At 39.0% G+C, this 19,930-nt stretch carries 19 protein-coding genes and 1 pseudogene; 16 read left to right on the top strand and 4 right to left on the bottom strand.

Going from position 1 to position 19,930, the window contains the following annotated elements:
• Window positions 1-123: 123 nt before the first annotated feature.
• From KJS58_RS19405 to KJS58_RS19385, 5 genes are all read left to right on the top strand, one after another.
• Window positions 124-1,041 (top strand): methyl-accepting chemotaxis protein, encoded by a 918-nt coding sequence (locus KJS58_RS19405; protein WP_213535141.1) that lies wholly within the window; start codon window positions 124-126, stop codon window positions 1,039-1,041.
• Between the two features lie 299 nt (window positions 1,042-1,340).
• Window positions 1,341-1,916, top strand: a complete 576-nt coding sequence (locus KJS58_RS19400) for a GNAT family N-acetyltransferase (RefSeq protein ID WP_213535042.1) — start codon at window positions 1,341-1,343, stop codon at window positions 1,914-1,916.
• Between the two features lie 84 nt (window positions 1,917-2,000).
• Window positions 2,001-2,519 carry an NUDIX domain-containing protein gene (locus tag KJS58_RS19395; protein WP_213535041.1) on the top strand — a complete coding sequence of 173 codons (519 nt, stop codon included), beginning with the start codon at window positions 2,001-2,003 and terminating at the stop codon, window positions 2,517-2,519.
• A gap of 199 nt (window positions 2,520-2,718) precedes the next feature.
• Window positions 2,719-3,519 carry an SDR family NAD(P)-dependent oxidoreductase gene (locus tag KJS58_RS19390; RefSeq protein WP_213535039.1) on the top strand — a complete coding sequence of 267 codons (801 nt, stop codon included), beginning with the start codon at window positions 2,719-2,721 and terminating at the stop codon, window positions 3,517-3,519.
• Window positions 3,520-3,732: 213 nt separating this feature from the next.
• Complete coding sequence (locus tag KJS58_RS19385; RefSeq protein ID WP_213535037.1) at window positions 3,733-4,284, top strand: histidine phosphatase family protein; 552 nt, start codon at window positions 3,733-3,735, stop codon at window positions 4,282-4,284.
• Window positions 4,285-4,289: 5 nt separating this feature from the next.
• Here KJS58_RS19385 and KJS58_RS19380 read toward each other — a convergent pair whose 3' ends face one another.
• Window positions 4,290-5,183, bottom strand: coding sequence for a LysR family transcriptional regulator (locus tag KJS58_RS19380; protein ID WP_213535035.1), 894 nt, complete (start codon window positions 5,181-5,183; stop codon window positions 4,290-4,292).
• A gap of 137 nt (window positions 5,184-5,320) precedes the next feature.
• Between KJS58_RS19380 and KJS58_RS19375 the strand changes: the two genes are divergently transcribed.
• A complete protein-coding gene (locus KJS58_RS19375) occupies window positions 5,321-6,382 on the top strand; it encodes a branched-chain amino acid aminotransferase (RefSeq protein WP_249717653.1) in 1,062 nt (353 codons plus the stop codon).
• Between the two features lie 81 nt (window positions 6,383-6,463).
• On the opposite strand, the gene KJS58_RS19370 is transcribed toward KJS58_RS19375, so the two are convergent.
• Window positions 6,464-7,450 (bottom strand): diaminopimelate dehydrogenase, encoded by a 987-nt coding sequence (locus tag KJS58_RS19370; RefSeq protein ID WP_213535025.1) that lies wholly within the window; start codon window positions 7,448-7,450, stop codon window positions 6,464-6,466.
• Window positions 7,451-7,779: 329 nt separating this feature from the next.
• Here KJS58_RS19370 and KJS58_RS19365 point away from each other — a divergent pair, with 329 nt between their 5' ends.
• From KJS58_RS19365 to KJS58_RS19335, 7 genes are all read left to right on the top strand, one after another.
• Window positions 7,780-8,682: an SDR family oxidoreductase gene (locus KJS58_RS19365; protein ID WP_213535023.1), complete on the top strand. Its 903-nt coding sequence runs from the start codon at window positions 7,780-7,782 to the stop codon at window positions 8,680-8,682.
• A 311-nt stretch (window positions 8,683-8,993) separates the two neighbouring features.
• A complete protein-coding gene (locus KJS58_RS19360) occupies window positions 8,994-9,932 on the top strand; it encodes an NAD-dependent epimerase/dehydratase family protein (protein WP_213535021.1) in 939 nt (312 codons plus the stop codon).
• 23 nt (window positions 9,933-9,955) lie between these two features.
• Window positions 9,956-10,972: a phosphotransferase enzyme family protein gene (locus tag KJS58_RS19355; RefSeq protein ID WP_213535019.1), complete on the top strand. Its 1,017-nt coding sequence runs from the start codon at window positions 9,956-9,958 to the stop codon at window positions 10,970-10,972.
• Between the two features lies 1 nt (window position 10,973).
• Window positions 10,974-11,405 carry an NUDIX domain-containing protein gene (locus tag KJS58_RS19350; protein WP_213535012.1) on the top strand — a complete coding sequence of 144 codons (432 nt, stop codon included), beginning with the start codon at window positions 10,974-10,976 and terminating at the stop codon, window positions 11,403-11,405.
• Window positions 11,406-11,657: 252 nt separating this feature from the next.
• Complete coding sequence (locus KJS58_RS19345) at window positions 11,658-14,042, top strand: polyprenyl synthetase family protein (protein ID WP_213535010.1); 2,385 nt, start codon at window positions 11,658-11,660, stop codon at window positions 14,040-14,042.
• Between the two features lie 137 nt (window positions 14,043-14,179).
• On the top strand, window positions 14,180-14,551 hold the full coding sequence (locus KJS58_RS19340; protein ID WP_213535008.1) for a hypothetical protein: 372 nt from the start codon (window positions 14,180-14,182) through the stop codon (window positions 14,549-14,551).
• Window positions 14,552-14,775: 224 nt separating this feature from the next.
• Window positions 14,776-14,973, top strand: a complete 198-nt coding sequence (locus KJS58_RS19335) for a hypothetical protein (protein ID WP_160035332.1) — start codon at window positions 14,776-14,778, stop codon at window positions 14,971-14,973.
• Window positions 14,974-15,368: 395 nt separating this feature from the next.
• Here KJS58_RS19335 and KJS58_RS19330 read toward each other — a convergent pair whose 3' ends face one another.
• Complete coding sequence (locus KJS58_RS19330) at window positions 15,369-15,914, bottom strand: NADPH-dependent FMN reductase (RefSeq protein ID WP_213535006.1); 546 nt, start codon at window positions 15,912-15,914, stop codon at window positions 15,369-15,371.
• 401 nt (window positions 15,915-16,315) lie between these two features.
• On the opposite strand from KJS58_RS19330, the gene nhaC reads away from it, so the two are divergent.
• The 3 genes from nhaC to KJS58_RS19315 all read left to right on the top strand — a co-directional run bounded on the left by nhaC (window position 16,316) and on the right by KJS58_RS19315 (window position 19,518).
• Entirely contained in the window at window positions 16,316-17,683 is a 1,368-nt protein-coding gene (nhaC, locus tag KJS58_RS19325; protein ID WP_213535005.1) for a Na+/H+ antiporter NhaC, read from the top strand.
• A gap of 249 nt (window positions 17,684-17,932) precedes the next feature.
• Window positions 17,933-18,514 carry a GNAT family N-acetyltransferase gene (locus tag KJS58_RS19320; RefSeq protein ID WP_213535003.1) on the top strand — a complete coding sequence of 194 codons (582 nt, stop codon included), beginning with the start codon at window positions 17,933-17,935 and terminating at the stop codon, window positions 18,512-18,514.
• Complete coding sequence (locus KJS58_RS19315) at window positions 18,511-19,518, top strand: phosphotransferase (protein ID WP_213535001.1); 1,008 nt, start codon at window positions 18,511-18,513, stop codon at window positions 19,516-19,518. The genes KJS58_RS19320 and KJS58_RS19315 overlap by 4 nt, the downstream gene beginning before the upstream one ends.
• A gap of 294 nt (window positions 19,519-19,812) precedes the next feature.
• Here KJS58_RS19315 and KJS58_RS19310 read toward each other — a convergent pair.
• A pseudogene (locus tag KJS58_RS19310) lies at window positions 19,813-19,930 on the bottom strand (IS30 family transposase); the annotation flags it as partial.

Raw genomic sequence — 19,930 nt, 5'->3', positions numbered from 1 at the left:
TATTAATACAGACAGACAACCATTTAGCCTGTATATTTCTTTGTTGACCCATTGGTACTGTGCGATTTTTATTTCTTATTTTAGTTAAGCTCGAGTAAAGAGTACGGAGGAATGTAATTGAACATGATAAGTAATAACAGCACGGAGGATGGCGTGACATATCAATCCGTGATTTCGGCGATGGAGAAGAACTTAGCAATTATTCGATTTGATCTTGAACGCCGTGTAACGTATGTGAATGAAGGATTTGCAAGAAGCATGGGTTATTCGAGAGAAGAAATGTATGGAATGTCACATAAGGAATTATGCTTTACCAAATTTGTTAATAGTCCAGAATACGAAGAGTTCTGGAGCAATATCCTTTGTGGGAAAAGTTATCAGGATAAGATTGAACGTAAAGATGCTAAAGGGAATCAAATGTGGCTCGAAGCTACCTATATGCCAATTTTTGATGAGAAGGGCGAGAAAATTCTCGCTGTAACTAAGGTAGCCACCAACATAACGAATCGCCAAAATAATCTTACGGCTGTTGTAGATGAGCTCAAGGAAATGTCTACGGTCCTAAACAAACGAGCTGAAATGGGTATTGAACGCAGCGAAGAATTGTTGAAAAGTATCTTCTCCATTGCGAATGTATCTGCCATAAATACGCAAACGCTTACAGATTTACAGCAGGAAGCTAAATCCATACAAAACGTAGTGAAAACGATTCGTAACATTTCCTCCCAGACGCAGCTCCTTGCACTTAATGCTGCAATCGAAGCTGCCCATGCAGGTGAATATGGCAGAGGGTTTGATGTTGTGGCGAAAGAAGTGAAGAAACTGTCTTCGATGGTAGAGAATTCGATTGTTGAGATACGAGACAGTGTACAGGGCATAACGAAAGAGATTTCAAATATATCTCAAGGGACAATGGAAATTCAGAATTATATTGATCAAAGTCAACAGCAGATTGAGGTTGCCATGAAGGATTTTACAGTGGTACTCTCCTCCGCACAGGAGCTGGATTCCAAAGCAAGACAAGTGATAACGATTGTATAAATGTAGATGAAGGGCATGAGGAATTTCTCATGCTCTTTTTAGTGTGGAATCCCAGTTTAAGAGATTGAAGTTGAACGAAAACCTTGTTATAATTTTATGGATATAAATGGAAGGAGGAAAGCGCGATGCCAGTAACTTTGTAATAGGTTATCTAATAAGGATTATTACCATTACAAGGATGCAGAGCAAAGTGTTGATTTTATCGCATAATGCAGTAAATCCTTGAGGAGTTTCTGTATTATCGGATATGTCTTTCCAGGTCATCTGCTTTGTACTCCTGCTATTTTGAGGAGGTTCACATGAAGCATGTCATCAATACAAGTGATGAGATATTAACGATAGATTGCAAAGATATTATGCTGAGAGAGTATATGGCAGAGGACTTAGATGCCCTTCACGATCTTACTTGGCAACCACATTTTCATGAGTTTCTAGTAGATTGGAATGTGTCTAAGGAGCAGAGAGAAGAATGGTTTCATAATTACGAAATCCCGGAGAATAAGCGATTCTTACAAGCTGTATTTACAGATGGTGATATAGGAGAAATTCGTTTGCGTCTGGGAATCATCTCGAAAGCGACAGGTAAGTTCATTGGTGTCTGCGGTACAGGAGTACTAGACAAAATTACTCCACCCATGAGAGAAATTTACTACGGGATTTCAAGCGAATATAGAAATAACGGGTATACTACGCAAGCAGTGAAGGGACTCATTCATTACTTGTTCTGTAATACAAATACCGAGCAACTCGTTGCTATTGCACAGATATGCAATTTTTCATCTAATCGGGTGATCAATAAATCCGGATTTGTGTTTGAACGTGATATAGAGATTGAGGAAAAGAAGTATCACTATTACACAATGAAAAAAGAATAAGAGAAAGACGAAAGGATTAAGGGTTGCCATAAGGCAGCCCTTTCCATGGTTAGAGGGGATAAATAGATTAAAGGAGCTGTAAGAGTGGAATTAATCGCTGAAATTTCTGACATAGATATAGGTTTAATGAGAAGTAACTTACCTGATCAGGTTCACATACGAAAGGCTGCAAGAGCAATCATCTTAAATGAATCTAATCAAATCGCTCTACTTTATGTGTCGGAAAATAACTATCATAAATTACCCGGGGGTGGTGTGGAGACTAATGAAACATGGTCAGAAGCTTTACTGCGTGAAGTAAAAGAAGAGGTTGGGGCGAAGATAGAAATGATCTCTAATCTTGGATTCATTATTGAACATCGAGGTCAGCATCGTTTAATACAACAATCCTACTGTTTTCTGGCTAGAGCGGTAGAAATTAGCCATACGCCAACTTTTACAAAAGAAGAACAAGCAAATGGATTTCAATTGAAATGGATGGATTATGAGCAAGCTGTTTCATTAATAAAACATGATAAACCAAAAGATTATGTCGGTCGGTTTATTCAAAAAAGGGATTTTCTTTTTTTACAGGAAGTGAAGATGTATTGCAAGGATATGTAAATTCATTTATATCTAAACAATAAATCTTAATTTTAAAATATAAGAGAGACTTGATTTTATGATTCTCATAATGTTATACTTCTCTGTGCTAAAAATCACTGTTTACGAGATTTAATGTGAGAGATTACTAACATATAAGTAAACTTGTTCCCAGAAGCTCGTGTGACAGATCATTTTACATACAGGAGGAACATAAATCATGGAACGCGTACAAGGTAAAGTAGCTATTATCACGGGTGGAGCTTCAGGAATCGGGCTTGCAACTGCACAGATTCTTGCTAAAGAAGGTGCTAAAGTTGTTATTGCTGACTTCAATCAAAAAGGTGCAGAAGAGGCAGCTCAAGAAATCGTAAATCAAGGCGGCGAAGCATACGGAATATTCTTGGATGCTTCCAAATTAGAATCCATTAAAGAAACAGTTGATAAAACAGTTGAAAAATACGGTACAATAAACATTCTTTTCAATAATGTTGGTTTGACAAACTTGAGAAAAGATCTGGATGTTGTAAACATGGATCTAGAAGAGTGGGATCACCTAGTTAACGTAAATCTGAAGAGTGTACTTGCTGGATGTAAATATGCGATTCCTCATATGGTTAAAGCTGGTGGAGGAGCGATCATTAACACAGCTTCGATGGCTGGATTCGCATCTGATATTATTCGTACAGCATATGGTACAACGAAAGCAGCTGTCGTACATTTGACTAAATATGTAGCAACACAATACGGTAAACAAAATATTCGTTGTAATGGTGTTGCACCAGGTCTTATCCTTACGCCAGCAGCTAAAAACAACTTGTCTCCTGAACTATTAGATACTTTTATGAAATATAATGCGCTTCCTTACCACGGAGAGCCAGAAGATATCGCTAATACGGTTCTTTTCCTTGCTTCAGATGAATCTAAATTCATCACAGGACAAACGATTCAAGTAGAAGGCGGACATTATCTTGCTAACCCAACCGTTCCGGACTTCGTTGCAATGAGTAAAAATCAATAATAAATATAGTTATTTATATCTGGTTAATAGCACTCTTCCACTTCTGTGGAGGAGTGCTTTTTGACCCTGATGAGTTCAACATTTTTAGTAGTATGATGTTATTTTGACTTTAAGTTAGAATCAAATAAGATTGCATCTAACAACTGGAAAAGTGAATTGATATTTGATATATGGTAGTCTAAATATATATATTACGGGATAGGGGATGCTTATATGATATACGTGATTAGACATGGACAAACCGATTTGAATAAAGAAGGCAGGCTCCAAGGAAGAAAAGGATTACCGCTTAACGAATATGGAATCAAACAGGCAGAAATATCAAAAGAAGAAATGAATAGTGTGAAATTCGACTACGTGTTTTCTTCCCCGCAGATCAGAGCAATCCAAACCGCTGAGATCGTGAGTGGAATGAAAGCAACCATAGATGCAAGACTAGATGTGTTTGATCTAGGAGATGCTGATCTACTACATAGAGAAGAAGTGATAATGAGCGGGTCAACGCCTGATCCGGCGATTTATCAAGGTGTGGAAGACGTAAACAGTTATATCAAGAGAGTATTTCAATTTATGAATGAACTTGAATCGATGTATGGTAACACTCCAGTGAATATTTTGTTGTCAGGTCACAGATGTACAACAGGATGTATTGGAGCATACTTCTTGGGTACTCCAGAGGACGGAAATTTATTAAAATTTGCTTCGGCGAATGGAAAATATAAAACATATCAATTCGCATCGAAGGAAACTATATATAATAGTTGATGTAGCTAAGCCTCTTGAAACATGGCAATAAAATGCCGGGCACTTTTAGAAAGATAGCGATCTTTTAACCAGACAATCCCTACATCAGATTCAGAGTTAATGTCCGCGATGGGGAGCATTTTGATAACAGGTAACGGGAAAGAGGCCATTACCGATCTTGGGAGAATCGTTCCTCCAATCCCTGATGCTACAAGCGCAATAATGATGGCTACACTCGAACACTCGCAAATGACAGCAGGTTCAAAGCCGTGTCGTTTACATTCATTCATCACCCGGTTATGCATGGCAGTCGTTTCATCTGTCTTTAATGTTAGAAAGGGAATATCGGCTAGTTCGTGCATCCTTATTGAATCATGAGATGAAGCCAGTCTCCAATCACTTGGGAGTACGGCAACAAATGGATCGGAAGGCAGATGTAAAACAGAATAGGGACTCATTTCGGAAGTCGCTTCAAATGGCAATCTAGCCACAATGAGTTCAATCGTTCTTTGCTCTAATTGTTTAGCTAACAGAAAATGATCGCCTTCACTGATTTTAAAGGTTACTTCAGGATATTGCTCACGAAACATCTTGATTTTTGGTGGCAGAAGGGAAATACATGATACAACTGCGCCGATGGAAAGAATCCCTAAAACGCCTTCATCCACCTCTTTCACTTCCTGAATCGTTTCATGGAACTGTTGAATGAGGAGTTCTGCTTTTTGCCGCAAAATCTCTCCTGCAGGGGTAAGGTAGAGTTTGTGTCCGCTGCGATCAAATAAGGTAACCTCTAACTCTTGCTCCATTTGTCTGAGTTGACGACTTAAGGGGGGCTGTTCCATATTTAACACTTTGGCAGCGCGAGTGATTTGCCCTTCGTTTGCTATGGCCAAAAAGTAGCGCAATTGCCGAATGTCCATGATTCTCTCTCCCAACAATCATACCTAAAAGGTATGCATAATCTATAAAAAAGATATTTACAATATACTTTAAGAGGTGCTACAATTCAACACAATAATAGTTTGGAGAAAGTATGGTGGTAATCGTGTCATTATCAATGGAAATTGAACTTACGAAGACAAAAAAACAGAAGCCGGCTGCAAATGAGCTTGGTTTCGGTAAGTATTATACAGACCATATGTTCATGATGGACTATGATAATCCGGAAGAAGGCTGGCATAACCCGCGGATCATCCCTTATCAACCGATCTCTCTAGATCCTGCGGCCAAAGTGTTTCACTATGGACAAACCGTATTTGAAGGAATGAAGGCATATCGTACTTCTGATGAAAGAATCCTATTATTCCGTCCGCATAAAAACTTTAAACGCCTGAATTTGTCGAATGATCGTATTGATATTCCGCAAATTGATGAAGAATTCGCCCTGGAAGCATTGAAGCAATTAATTCAAATTGATCAGGATTGGATTCCTACCGAAAAAGGAACATCTTTATATATCCGTCCATTTATCATTGCAACGGAAGCTTCGCTGGGAGCATCCACTTCAACATCGTACCAATTTATTATCATTCTATCTCCTGTCGGTTCCTATTACCCTGAAGGAATTAAGCCAGTCAGAATCTATGTTGAATCTGAATATGTTCGTGCTGTAAAAGGCGGAACAGGTATGGCGAAAACGGCGGGTAATTATGCTTCCGGATTAAAAGCTCATTCCGGAGTTGCTGGCAACGGTTTTGCTCAGGTACTATGGTTAGATGGTATTGAGCGGAAGTATATTGAAGAAGTAGGCAGCATGAACGTTTTCTTCAAGATTGACGGGAAGGTAGTGACACCTGCTTTAACGGGAAGTATTTTGGATGGGGTTACTCGGAACTCTATTCTTCAGTTACTAAAACACTGGAATATTCCGACAGAAGAGCGCTTGATTTCTATCGATGAGTTGTATGAAGCGTACACTAACGGTACTTTGGAAGAATCCTTCGGTACAGGAACAGCAGCGGTGATCTCTCCAATTGGTGAACTGCAATGGCAAGATAAGAAGATGGTCATTAACGAGGGAAATACCGGTGAATTATCAGCTAGATTATATGATACACTTACGGGTATCCAGAATGGTGAGCAAGAGGATGTACTTGATTGGATGGTTGAAGTCAAATAATTCGTAAGCTTTTCAAAATAACTTGTAATCTAAATAAAAGAACCTTCATCTGCAGATGAAGGTTCTTTTTTATTTCGTATATTATAACAATTCACGACGAAGATCTGCTCCTGATTTAGGAGACAAGTAAGACAGTGGAATATCAAGAACGGTTTTAGCTCCATTTTGTCCTTCACTGCTGAGGCGATATGCAGCTCTTGCATAAGCGACAAGAACGCTCGCAGTAAACTCTGGATTGCTCTCAAGTTTCAGACTGAATTCCATGATTTGTTTTGTGCCTTTGCCTGTTACACCGCTGCGAATAACGAATCCACCGTGAGGCATGCCTTGATGTTCTGCTTTCAACTCTTCTTCCGTAATGAAATGAACATTCGTGTTGTAATCAGCGAAATAGTTCGGCATAGTTACGATTGCTTCTTTAATTGCTTCAAGATTAGCTCCTTCTTCAGGGACAATAAAACATTCACGAAGATGTTTATCTCTTGTCGTAAGTTCTGGTGTTTCACCGGAACGAATGCTCTCAATGACTTCTTCAACAGGAACTGTGTATTGCACACCTGCTTTTACACCCGGAACACGGCGAATAGCATCGGAATGACCTTGGCTTACGCCTTTACCCCAGAAAGTAAAATCTTTACCTTCAGGAAGGATAGATTCAGCCAGCAAACGATTTAGTGAGAATAAACCAGGATCCCATCCTGTAGAGATGACACTAAGGTTATTTCCTTTCACTGCTGCTTCGTTCACTTTGTCATAGAACTCAGGAATTTTCGCATGAGTATCATAGCTGTCCACTGTGTTGAACATACTTGCAATAGCAGGGGTTTGTTCAGGAAGATCGGTTGCGGAACCTCCGCACAAAATCATCACATCGATTTTACCTTTATACTGTTCTACGGTAGAAATATGTTCGAATTTCGCACTGCCATTAGCAGATGTTAATTGATCCGGCTGGCGACGAGTGAAGATAGCTACAAGCTCCATGTCTGGATTTTGCTTGATGGCAAGTTCCACACCACGGCCCAAATTTCCGTATCCTACGATACCTATTTGAATAGTTTTACTCAAGAAAAAGTCCTCCTCTAGTTGAAAATAGCAAATGCATATTTATAAGTATAAAGATCAGATATCAAATGTAAACTAAAACTTCGAATCCTAATTAGATCTTCACGAAATATAACGAGAAATATAACATTTAGTGTAAACTTATGTACGATTAATGCAAACCTATGTTGAATTATACAAAGACTTTGAACTTGATAAGTATATCCCATTTAAAGAAATTCGACTTAGTACCCGTTTGAATTTGGTCAATCCCGGTTACTAGAAAAAGAAGAGTTAATAGATATCCAACACACTTAATGTAACACACATAGAAGATAATGGAGGGATTAACGATGTCTGAACAAGATCAATACAAAGTGCAGGACCCAACTACTCAGTATCCGAAAGCAACGAGTGAGTGGAAACAAAAACAACCTGAACCTGGATTACAGAAGGAAATGACCCCCGTGCCGGATGCTGGGGAGACTAGTTATCGCGGAACCGGACGTTTAGCTGGGCGTAAAGCAGTCGTAACCGGAGCAGACAGCGGGATTGGACGTGCTGCAGCCATTGCTTTTGCTCTTGAGGGTGCGGATGTTGTATTGTCATACTTACCTGAAGAAGAAGCTGATGCCAAAGAGGTGGTTCAGCGGATCGAAGAAGCAGGAAGAAAGGCAATTGCAATTCCGGGTGATCTAAAAGAGGAGAGATACTGCGAACAGTTAATAGAAGATGCAGTCAAAGAACTTGGCGGTATTGATATACTGGCGAACGTTGCCGGTAAACAGCAATTTGTAGAAGAGATCGCAGATCTTACAACCGAACAGTTTGATGCGACTTTTAAAACAAATGTATATTCCACGTTCTGGTTGTGTAAAGCGGCGATTAAACACATGAAACCGGGAAGTTCGATTATCAATACGTCTTCTATTCAGGCCTATACCCCAGCACCCATCTTACTAGATTATGCGACAACGAAAGCGGCCATTAATACGTTCAGTAAAGCTCTTGCGCAGCAAGTCGCTAGCAAAGGAATTCGGGTGAACGTGGTGGCTCCAGGTCCGGTATGGACACCGCTTCAAGTGGTAGGAGGACAGCCTACAGAGAAATTAGCAGAGTTCGGTGCGGATGTACCGATGGGTCGTCCTGGTCAACCTGCTGAAATGGCACCAGCCTATGTATTCTTGGCAAGTCATGAATCAAGTTATGTGACAGGCGAGACCCTCAATGCAAATGGCGGCGTTCCTTCACCTTGATTTATATAAGTGATTATAGAAAAAGGAGCTAGTTTCCAAAGTGGAAATTAGCTCCTTTTTAGTCGTTCTAAGGTCGCTTTCTTGTTCTTTTATGTAACTATTATGATGAATTTCTCGAATTCTGCGCTAGAGAAAAATGAGAATAATATCGCGATATAAGCAAACGAAATTCGTAATCGAATGGCAACCAATATGGATATATTTTTATCGTTGCAATTTCCCTGTAGGTGATGTCAAAATGTATTATATAATGTAAATAAATTCAATTATATGAAATTTTTAAAAATTAGAAGGTGGTAAGGAGGAAATTAATGTTATCGAAAAACGAACACGTTGTCGTAGGGACAGGTCCTTTGGGACTAGCATTAATCAATGAATTATTAAAGCAAGGCAAGTCAGTAAAAGCTGTAAATCGAAGCGGGAAAGCATTCGTGCCTAAAAGTGTACCATGCATCAAAAGAGATATGACAGATCTGGAAAATACCCGAAATATCCTGAAAAATGCATCGGTTATCTATAATGCCACGGGTCTTCCATATCGGGAGTGGCCGACGGTATTGCCTATCATCATGAATAATTTAATACAAGCATCTGCTGAGAATGATGTGAAGTTAGTATACGCTGATAATCTATACGCATACGGTCCTCAGAAAGAGCCCTTTCACGAGAACATGGCTTACCAGCCTGTTGGGGAAAAAACGAGGGTCCGCGCTCAACTGGCTACCACTTTAATGGATGCTGTAAAGCAGGGAAAACTTAGAGCAACCATTGGAAGAGGATCTGATTTCTATGGTCCCTATGCCTTAAACGCTATGCTGGGTCAGAGAGTTTTTCTACATTTGCTAGAAGGAAAGCCAGTTGAACTGATCGGCAACCCTGACACCTTGCATTCCCACATCTTTGTTAAAGATTTTGCGAGAGGTTTAACCATTCTAGGTAATGAGGATCAAGCGGTTGGTGAAGTATGGCACATTCCTCATGCAGCACCAATGACTACTCGGCAGTTAGTTGAACAAATATCATCTCGTTTATCTAAGGTGCCGAAATATCGAATTGCAAATAAGTTTATTGTCAATGTAACAGGCTTATTTAATCCGTTCATGAGAGATTTTAAAGAGTTAATGTATCAGCAAGATCAGAATTTTATTGTCGATTCCAGCAAATTTAGTAATCATTTTGCTTTTGATACGACCTCACATGAACAGGCGATCAGAGAGACAAGTGATTGGTACATAAAGCAACAAAAATAATGATAAGGAGGACAACGATTAATATGGAAAATGAAATCGCAGCGGTTTTTGATCACGTAAACAGGGAAGAGATTTTGAGCCGTTATGGTATAAAAACAGAAGACTTACATTATATCGGCGGTTTTCAAAACTTCATTTATGAATACCATGTTGATAACAAAGAGTACATAATGAGATTCACCCCAAGTGCGCATCGTACCCTTAGTGAAGTGCAAGCAGAGCTAGAGTGGATTCTTTACTTGGTTGATCATGGAATATCTGTATCTGCACCAGTACCCTCCATTCACGGAAGGTGGACTGAAACTGCAGAATTAGAAGAGATGTATTTTACAGCAGCAGTCTTTGACAAAGCCAAGGGAAAGAAAATAGATTACCCTGAGTGTCTTAATGATCATGAACTGTACGAGAGATTAGGGAGATTAACGGGTAGAATGCATGCATTATCGAAATCGTATAAACCTGCAGATGTTAAGATCAGAAGACATCACTGGTCTGAAAATTATTATATAAAGAATATCAGCATTCTGCCGGATTCGCACACAGGCGTAAAGGAGCAATATTTAGAATTGGTACGTTCGATTCAGAAGCTGCCAATCAGTGAAGATGCTTACGGATTGATTCATGGGGATATTAATAATGCAAATTATTTAGTCAGTGAACAAGGCGAGATAACATTGTTTGATTTTGATGAAGCCCAGTATAGTTGGTTTGTGGAAGACATCGCTATACAGCTGTATTATCTTGTATATGTATATGGCGGGGAGGAAGGAAAGAAACTCAGAGAAGATCAAGCGAGTAGATTTATGGAACCTTTTCTAAAGGGGTACCGCGAAGAGAATCAGCTTGAAGATCAATGGTTAAAACAAATGCCTTTGTTCTTAAGGCTCAGAGAACTTATTGTATACATTGGAGCCTTTCGAAATTTTGAGGGCGATGAAACCTTCAGTCATTCGGATAACCAGTGGTTTAAAGATTGGATTAGAGAAAGCAAGATCCGTTTAGAAACAGGGAAGCCAATTGTGAATATATGGGGGAATTGATATGACTACGAAGTACATGGGTGCAGCGTCTGTTATTTTGAATTCTGAAGGACATATTTTGTTAGTAAAACACAGCTATGGCAAGAACAATTGGGATCTTCCTGGAGGAAAGTCCGAAGAGAAGGAGTCAGCAGAGGAAACAGCGATAAGAGAAGTGCAAGAAGAAGTTGGACTTACGGTACATACGGAGCAGTTAACCGGTGTTTATTATGATCCTAACTTTGACATGCATCATTTTGTATTTATCGCAGATCATTCTTCTGATCAAAAACCTGAGCCATCTTCGCCCGAAATTCTAGAATGCGGATATTACGATATTACGGACTTGCCGAAACCCATTAGTGATTTTACCTACAGACGTATCCAGGATGCAATCCGAACCGAACGCAAACAATTATTCCATACCATCGGACCGAGACAGTGGATTGAATAATTCTTCGTCTAACAACAGTATAATAAATATAGATGGCCGCCTTATTACAGGCGGTTTTCTTATGGGGATTTTTGATAAACGAAGATTTATCACATTTCCGTAACCTAAACGCCCTTATTCCGTATTAATGCTATGAACATGTCTTAATGGCAGGACTGGGTATGATGTAGATCTGTTGATGTTTATGGAGAAATCTCTTACAAAGCATACGTAGACATGATGAACAATAAAGAAGTTGAGGTAATCCATTAGATGAATAAAGAAATGACAGTTCGTGCGGATCATTGGTATCAGGAAGCAGAGCGAAAAGCAGCAGCGTATTATGAAACACTTTATAAGCAGTTTATAGATAAAACTTATGTATCTTTGTTAACAGAAGACATTTTGTTATGGAAAAAAGATCATGTTCGTGAAAATTCTATTATTCAGTTTCTAAAGCGAAGAAAGAAAACTCCAAATTCGAATGACTATTATCAGTACATGAAATGGCTGAATTATACGGGGAAATTAGATGATTATTTAGATCGCAGCGTCTCCTATATTTATATGAGGGATCTTGGTAAAGCGCTCGATGATCCGCATACGCAGATTCGTATTCAGCGTCTGATTACAGATATTAAAAAGTATCTGCTTACTCCTGGAACAGCGAGTGATCGTGAAGAGCCTGATTTCATTAACTTCGCTTCATTTTATAGATGGGCACAGAAAGAAAGAGTAGAGAATGCAACCATTTGGGTGATGAACAAACTGAAGCGTGTCTCTGCTCATATCCCTAAAGAGATGGACGCTGAACAAGCACAGCGTAAACTTATGAAGATCATTATCGGGGTTGTTCTTCACGTGATGGAAGAGATGGATGATGAGGTATCGCCTGAAGAACGAGCTGAGAGTTTAGATGCAGCCATTCGTTTGGGTTATTCTTATGGACTCACTTATCCATTTATAGACGACCTTTTAGATTCGGATGTACTGAGTAACGAGGAGAAAGAGCAATATTCGGAGATGATACGAATCTCGCTTCTTACCGGATCTGTTCCTGATCTGGAAGAATGGACTGGAACAAACTTGGAAATGATTCAGTATGTTCATTCTGAGCTTCGAGAAGCTTTTGAATTCATTAGGGATTATCAGCGAGCAGATACGCAGGCTACATTCTTAGAACAATCGTATGTGTTTTTTCAATCTCAAGATCAAGATCGTATCAAGGATCTATCCAATGGGAGTTATACGAACGAAGAAATCTATCTACCGATCATTATCAAATCATCATCGTCGCGTCTTATCGTTAGATCCGTTATTAGTGAACCTATGGATGAAGGATTTGAAAATCGAACCTTTGCTTATGGAATCTACAATCAGTTGGCAGATGATTTTGCAGATATGTTTGATGATCTGCGGGATGGAGCAGTCACGCCTTATACTTATTATTTAACATACCGACACCAGCGGCCGGATTTAATTAATCCTTTTGAGCTGTACTGGGCCGTTATCTCCAATCTAATTCGTAACGTATACCATTCGGATGCGAAGACTCGTGAAGTAATCCTCGATCGTGCTATTAATGGATTAAAACGCTGCAAAAAACGTGTAGGTTCGAGCAAATACAATGAGATTATGGATATTTTCACATCTAGCATACCTGAATTTAACCGGCTAATTCAGCAGATGGTTGGAAAAGCAGAAGATGTGGATTTCTTTGATAAACTGCTTCGTGATCAGCTGCTGACCGTGATGAAAAAAGAGCGTCTTGAAAAGGAAGAATTCTTAAACACGATAAACACAGCGCAAATAGAGATTAACCGCCTGCTGAAAATATCAAAACCGGCTCAGGCTTCATCGCTGAAAGAACCGCTCACGGATGCTGCCAACTATAGTCTTGCAGGCGGAGGCAAACGAATCCGTCCCGTCATGGCTTGGGTTATGGCAGTGAAGGAATATGGCTTGCATTCTTCCGCTATTGCACCGCTGTTGCGTTCCCTGGAATATATGCATACGGCATCCCTGATCTTCGATGATCTGCCCACACAGGATAATGCGGCAACCCGCAGAGGACACGCTACTTTACATGAAGTGTACAATAGTGCAACTGCAGAATTAACAGGGCTTTTTCTGATTCAAAAGGCAACGCAGGAGCAATCTTCACTAGATGCATTTGACCCAAAATCTGTCCTGGCTTTGATGCAATATTCTTCTCAAAAAGCAGGAGAGATGTGCATGGGTCAGGCGATGGATCTAGAGTCCAAAGGAAAAGAGCTCACGCTAGATGAACTGAATACCATTTGCTTTTACAAAACGGGAATTGCATTTGAAGCTTCCCTGATCATGCCGGCTATTCTTGCTAACGTGGAAGAAAAGGAAATCGCAACTTTGAAAAAATTTGCTTATCATGCGGGTATTGCTTTTCAGATTAAGGACGATCTGCTGGATCTGCAAGGAGATTTGAAATTGCTTGGGAAACCTACAGGGAAAGATGTTCAGAATAATAACTCAACATTCGTAACTGTACTTGGAGCGGACGGTGCAGCGCAAGCGATGTGGGAACACTATTGTCTTGCTGTAGATGCTCTAAAAGAGATGCCTCGGAATAGTGTTTTTCTAAAGCATATACTGGACTATATCATCCATCGAGATCATTAGCATGCTCGTAAAACCTATCATATGAACAAAAGTGTTGGCATTCATGTCAACACTTTTTCTCTTTGCATAAATCAAACAAAACATAATTTGTTTTAGAAATCACTCGCAAGTGGTAATGATATAGAAATAACCACACAATGAAGAATCATGAAGGAAGCTTACAGAAATTAAACAACGAGAGGTATGAGACTATGGCGCTTGGCGTATTATTTATTATGTTTGTTATTATATCAATACTGAGTCTCGTTAGTATCGCACAAATGTTTATAGTAAAAGATAGAAAGGTAAATAATATTGCTTTTTCTATTACAGTAATTCTTGGTTTAGTGATTGGATTAATAAATGTTACCGCACTCCCAAGCAATGAAACTACAGAGAAAATCACTGTAGGTGCTGTTGGAGCAATGGCCTTTGTTGCAGTTATTTGTAAAGTAATGGGAAAGAACGTCCTTGCCAGGATTTTGGCTGCTATTTCCGTTATATTAGGAATCTTGCTGCTCTTCTGGTAAAACGATAGCATCCACGCTTTTCTTGTTGAAGTAACAAGAAGCGCGGGTGTTTTTTTTGTTGTCACATCAAAGCCTGTTTAAGCAAATACCAATGCGTGGTGGAATTTCAAGTGAATGAATTCTGGGATAGGTTAATAAAAATGAAAACATTTACAATTATGATAACATCTATATAATCAAAACTAAGAAGCTAATGTAAAAAAGACGGAGGAAGGTGGGATTGTATGGCTATGTATATCATTGTGATTGTCGTAGCATTAATTGGAGGAGTGGGTACCGTACTTGTAGGTTTATCGAAAGAGAATGCAAAGCAAAACCACGAATATGAAAGTAAAGCTAAAGAAAATATAGGCAAAATTGTATTGTTTTATCTAGTTGCGATTATTGCTTTTATTATTTTGTGGGTGCTGTTAATGGATTAGCAAACCGACATTGTATGGATTTATAAAATGACATATAGTTGTCAAGATTATAGCGCCATTTAGTGCTCTTTTTACTTTACAATAAATGAATTGGCAGATGAAAGGAGCAATCACATGGAATTCATTACGATGATGGCTGTAGTTATACTGTTATGTTGTTGGTGGGCATCAGCTTTGTTCTTCAGACTTGCAAAAGATGACCATTAATAAATCAACACTCATGAACGTAATAACAACAAAATATTGGGTTTAACAAATACATAAGGAGCCGCGGATAACGCGGTTTTTTGTTTGGAATAAAATACAGCCTTTGTCCGGTCATACGAACAAAGGCTGTATTTTATTATATAAATCGTATGGATGGCGTTTCTTAGATGCGAATCTAACCTTTTTAATTAATTTTGGCGCAGAGGTTTCAGTGCTCCGCTCCATGCGATTACCTGATCAAGCATACCGTTCACATTGACAAGATGCAGGTCTGCTGGTTTAAATACTGCTCCATTCTCAAAATCAGTGAAGAGGGAAAGGGCTGGGTGTACACGAACATCTGCCACAGATAACTCTCCCAAAATTCCACGTAAATGCTCAGCAGCACGAGCGCCACCAACCGAACCATAACTTACGATACCAGCAGCTTTATTGTTCCAAGCTTCGCGTGCATAATCGAGCGCATTCTTTAATGAAGCGGAGATACTGTGGTTGTATTCTTGAACGATAAAGATAAATCCATCTAAACTTGCAAGTTTCGTATTCCAAGCAGTTGCTTGTTCCGTAGCATCTTCTTCTCCGAGTAGTGGAAGTTTGTAATCAGCTATATCGATAATTTCATAATTAGCATCCCCGCGCTGATCAGCAATACTTTTCACCCATTCTCCAACTTGTGGACTTAAACGACCTTGACGAGTGCTTCCTAAAATAATTCCGATGTTTAGTTTTGACATTGTGATTTCCTCCTAATGGTTAATCATTTTTTTGTTTGTTGTATGTAACTCTTTATGTATTTATAATAACTCCTTTTAATTACTAATGTCAAGGTAATATATAAAAGTAAGTTTATATATTTATGAATGGAAATATTAACTCGATCTGGACATTTTTTTTGGGGAGCGTGTTTGATGAAATGTTCATTATCACATGAAGATTAATTGTATTTACTATATAAACCTTATATGTATGTTTATTACGTTGACGTAATACGTTATTTTCGTTTATAGTACGATAGTACTTCAATGCACAAAAGCCAAAAAGCTTAAAAGTAAAAAAGTGAATTTGATTTACGTATTATAAATATTGAAAACGAGAAGATATGAAATCATATCCGAACATGTAAGGAGCTTTCATCATGGACAGACAGCTTAGTTTTTCAAAAAGTTTGACGCTTATTATTTTTATTCTAGCATTATTATTTGTATCCATATTTCTATTAAAAGCAGAGCCGCATATCCCGCTTCTCTTCACCACAGTAGGTACAGCTGTATTGCTGCGTATATTCGGAGTTTCTTGGAAAAAACTTGAGTCCGCAATAATCCAGGGGATTCAAACGGCGATTATGCCCATTCTCATACTCTCACTCATTGGTATTCTGATTGCCGTATGGATGATGAGCGGCACCGTGCCGACTATTTTATACTATGGTATGGATTATATTAAACCTCATTTTTTTGCAGTGAGCGCATTATATATCACAATCATTGTCTCGATGTTTACCGGCAGTTCTTTTACTACGGTGAGCACGGTAGGTGTCGCTCTGATGGGAATTGCTTTAACAACTGGTATTGCACCAACCATTGCTGCAGGAGCCGTTATTTGCGGCGCGTGTTTTGGAGATAAAATGTCACCGCTCTCGGATACGACGAATTTTGCTCCAGCGGTAGCGGGAATTTCTATTTTTACTCACATTCGTAATATGATGTTTACCACACTGCCGGCACTGATCCTTACAACCGTATTTTTTCTATTTCTGCCAATGCCGAGCACGATTGATTTATCGTCCATTCAAGCAATCAAGTTCGCATTACAAGATGGATTTCATATTCATTGGTTAACCCTGTTGTCCCCGATTTCCGTTATTGTATGCTCAGTCAAGCGGGTGCCGATTCTTCCAACACTTGTTGTTGGGATCGTCAGCGGATTACTCATTACTGCACTTATTCAACAGCAGGCGTCTGTTAGTTTTTGGTTCAGCGTGATGCAGAGTGGTTACACCAGCTCGATTACGAATGAGACGGTAGCTTCTATCGTGAATAGGGGTGGACTTCAGTCGATGATGGGATCTGTATCCCTTATCTTAATCGCTTTATCGCTCGGTGGATTATTGCAGTATTGCGGTGTAATTGAAGCCTTTTTCCGTAAGTTGATTCAGCCGCTGAAACGTAAGAGCAATATCGTTCTTATGACGGGTGCCTCATCCATCGCTGTAAACGGAATGACAGGAGAACAGTATTTATCTATTCTCTTACCAGGTCAGATGTTCAAGGATGAATATACACGCAGGGGGATTCCTGCCAGAACCTTGTCGCGAACACTTGAGGATTGTGGGACACTTGTTAACCCACTGATTCCTTGGGGGGTAAGCGGGGCCTTTTTCGCAGCAACCTTAGGGGTTCCTGTTATCGAATATATTCCATATGCAACATTTCTATGGTTAAGTCCGATGATTACGTTTGCTTATGTTCTGATTCCCAAGTTGCAGAAACAATCGTTAGAATAGTAAAAGTAAAAAAGTTTTTAAATTAAATAACAACTCTGAGAAGCCGTGTAGATCGCGGCTTTTTTTTCGTATAACTGGTGGGAAAGAATGAGTTTAAATCAAATAGTATTTTGTAAAATATTACATAAAAATAAAGGATATAGTATAATTCGGTATGCTCGTTAATACGATGAAATACTTTTGCGAAGCGTTGAGATAAGTAGATTAGTTAGAGATATCTATTAAATACATAAAATCTTGGAGGTTATCATGAGAGAAATAGATTACACGGATTACTTTTGGCAGGATGAAAAGGTGAGGCTGCGTGCAATACAGGAAGAAGACTGGGAGAGTTGTTATATCAGTGATTTCGACACGCCTGCTCGTATTTTACTTGAATGTGCTGTGGAGTTACCGCCTACCATTTTAGGGGCAAAAAAATTCGTAGAAGATAATGCAAACTTTACATCCACAAATGGACGAATTATGTTCACTATTGAAAACCTGGATGGCGATAGTATTGGCGGTATTAATCTAAACAGCATCAACGAGAGAAATGGAACATTTAGTATCGGTATTGTAATCGATAAAGAGTATAGAGGTAAGGGTTACGGAACAAGTGCCATGAAAATTCTTTTGAAATATGCATTCCTAGAACGAAGACTTAATAAATTTAATGATTATGTTCTTGAAGGAAATGTCGGTTCGGCGCAGATGATGAGGAAACTCGATTGTATTCAAGAAGGGGTCCGCCGCCAGGTGGTATATGTAAATGGTAAATACTTAGACTTTATATTGTTCGGGTTAACGAAAGATGAATTTATTGAAAAACTAAAGGAAGATGGAGCATGAATAACAGGAGGGAGAAATCTCAGGTGTATTTTCCAGTTTCTTATTCAACCTTATCTCATAAGGCACTACGAGAATTTATAGGAATGACTTATGGTCTGAATGATATAACGGAGTTCCGTTATTTGCTTCGCGGGATGAATGATACCTATCATATTAAAACAACAAAAAATAACTATGTGTTTAGAGTTTACAGAGCGGATCGAAGATCTGAGTATTCCGAAGTTGCTTTTGAAATTGAATTGTTAACCTACTTAGATGGGAAAGAGATCCCGGTATCTCTACCCATAGCTGATCAGAGCGGGAATTTCATTCAAACGCTGAACGCTCCAGAAGGCAACAGATTCGGCGTGCTCTTTTCATTTGCAGAAGGGACCGAGCGGTCTATTGATGATGAAGAAATAAGTCATCTTTTTGGTAAAGCAGTAGCTAATATTCACATGAAAACAGATGGTTTTCAGTCTGAATTTACAAGACAGCCATTAGACTTGGAGTATCTTATCCACCAATCACTCGTCTCGATCGAACCCTATATGACTCATCGAAGTGTGGATTTTGAATGGCTTAGAACGTTTGCAAAACAATTAGAAGAAAGACTACTTGAATTCCCACTAGAAGAGTTGGACTGGGGAATCTGTCATGGTGATCTTCACGGAAATACAAATATTAGCTTCAAAGAAGATATGTCATACACTCATTATGATTTCGATCTATGTGGATTTGGATGGAGAGCATACGATATTGCAGAATTTCGTCTAGCCAGGGAAGTACGACTTCGTCATGATCCGGACAAATTAGAGCGACTATGGAATGCATTTATTGAGGGCTATGAATCGGTAAGAAGACTCAGCGAAAAGGATTTGCAAGCCGTGCCAATCTTTGTGGGAATAAGGCAGCTATGGTTAATGGGATTATGTCTAGGAGATTCTCATATTCATGGGAGTATTGATTTTGACGATGATTTTATTAGCGAGAAACTAGACTTTTTTAAAAAATTGCAAGTTTAAAATAAAGTTGAATGCGATTACATCAAATGCAATTAAAGGAGCAGCAATATTCATTTTACTTAAGGAGTGAAAAACTTGATGGAATCAAATATTCATCTTCGATGGGCAACCGCAAAAGATGCACTAGACCTTGTTAAACTTAATAACGAATTTAATGGAGTGGGAATTACAGAAGAAGAAGTTATTGAAAACTTATCTTATTCTAATGAGCTTGTTGCATTAGCTTTAATGAATAATGTACCCGTAGGATTCGCTTGCGCGCAATTTTACAAATCTATATGTTACGACGGATTGTCAATCCAAGTGCGACACTTCATACTCAAAAGATTCGTGGGCTGTTTTCCATCCTAAACATTTTCTTGGTCTGTTGTTAATGAGATGGAGGGCATGTTCCAATTCTTCATCACATACC

Source organism: Paenibacillus sp. J45TS6 (assembly GCF_018403285.1).
GTDB lineage: Bacteria > Bacillota > Bacilli > Paenibacillales > Paenibacillaceae > Paenibacillus.
This window is presented reverse-complemented; position numbering and strand designations above follow the sequence as displayed.

What these genes read in the sequence shown, in the direction of transcription:
- KJS58_RS19405 (WP_213535141.1), top strand. Translation starts at nt 124, where the DNA reads ATGATAAGTAATAACAGCACGGAGGATGGCGTGACATATCAATCCGTG.
- KJS58_RS19335 (WP_160035332.1), top strand. Translation starts at nt 14,776, where the DNA reads ATGGCTATGTATATCATTGTGATTGTCGTAGCATTAATTGGAGGAGTG.
- KJS58_RS19380 (WP_213535035.1), bottom strand. Translation starts at nt 5,183, where the DNA reads ATGGACATTCGGCAATTGCGCTACTTTTTGGCCATAGCAAACGAAGGG.
- KJS58_RS19320 (WP_213535003.1), top strand. Translation starts at nt 17,933, where the DNA reads ATGAGAGAAATAGATTACACGGATTACTTTTGGCAGGATGAAAAGGTG.
- KJS58_RS19365 (WP_213535023.1), top strand. Translation starts at nt 7,780, where the DNA reads ATGTCTGAACAAGATCAATACAAAGTGCAGGACCCAACTACTCAGTAT.
- KJS58_RS19345 (WP_213535010.1), top strand. Translation starts at nt 11,658, where the DNA reads ATGAATAAAGAAATGACAGTTCGTGCGGATCATTGGTATCAGGAAGCA.
- KJS58_RS19355 (WP_213535019.1), top strand. Translation starts at nt 9,956, where the DNA reads ATGGAAAATGAAATCGCAGCGGTTTTTGATCACGTAAACAGGGAAGAG.
- KJS58_RS19385 (WP_213535037.1), top strand. Translation starts at nt 3,733, where the DNA reads ATGATATACGTGATTAGACATGGACAAACCGATTTGAATAAAGAAGGC.
- KJS58_RS19315 (WP_213535001.1), top strand. Translation starts at nt 18,511, where the DNA reads ATGAATAACAGGAGGGAGAAATCTCAGGTGTATTTTCCAGTTTCTTAT.
- KJS58_RS19340 (WP_213535008.1), top strand. Translation starts at nt 14,180, where the DNA reads ATGAAGAATCATGAAGGAAGCTTACAGAAATTAAACAACGAGAGGTAT.
- KJS58_RS19375 (WP_249717653.1), top strand. Translation starts at nt 5,321, where the DNA reads ATGGAAATTGAACTTACGAAGACAAAAAAACAGAAGCCGGCTGCAAAT.
- KJS58_RS19350 (WP_213535012.1), top strand. Translation starts at nt 10,974, where the DNA reads ATGACTACGAAGTACATGGGTGCAGCGTCTGTTATTTTGAATTCTGAA.
- KJS58_RS19400 (WP_213535042.1), top strand. Translation starts at nt 1,341, where the DNA reads ATGAAGCATGTCATCAATACAAGTGATGAGATATTAACGATAGATTGC.
- nhaC (WP_213535005.1), top strand. Translation starts at nt 16,316, where the DNA reads ATGGACAGACAGCTTAGTTTTTCAAAAAGTTTGACGCTTATTATTTTT.
- KJS58_RS19390 (WP_213535039.1), top strand. Translation starts at nt 2,719, where the DNA reads ATGGAACGCGTACAAGGTAAAGTAGCTATTATCACGGGTGGAGCTTCA.
- KJS58_RS19330 (WP_213535006.1), bottom strand. Translation starts at nt 15,914, where the DNA reads ATGTCAAAACTAAACATCGGAATTATTTTAGGAAGCACTCGTCAAGGT.
- KJS58_RS19360 (WP_213535021.1), top strand. Translation starts at nt 8,994, where the DNA reads ATGTTATCGAAAAACGAACACGTTGTCGTAGGGACAGGTCCTTTGGGA.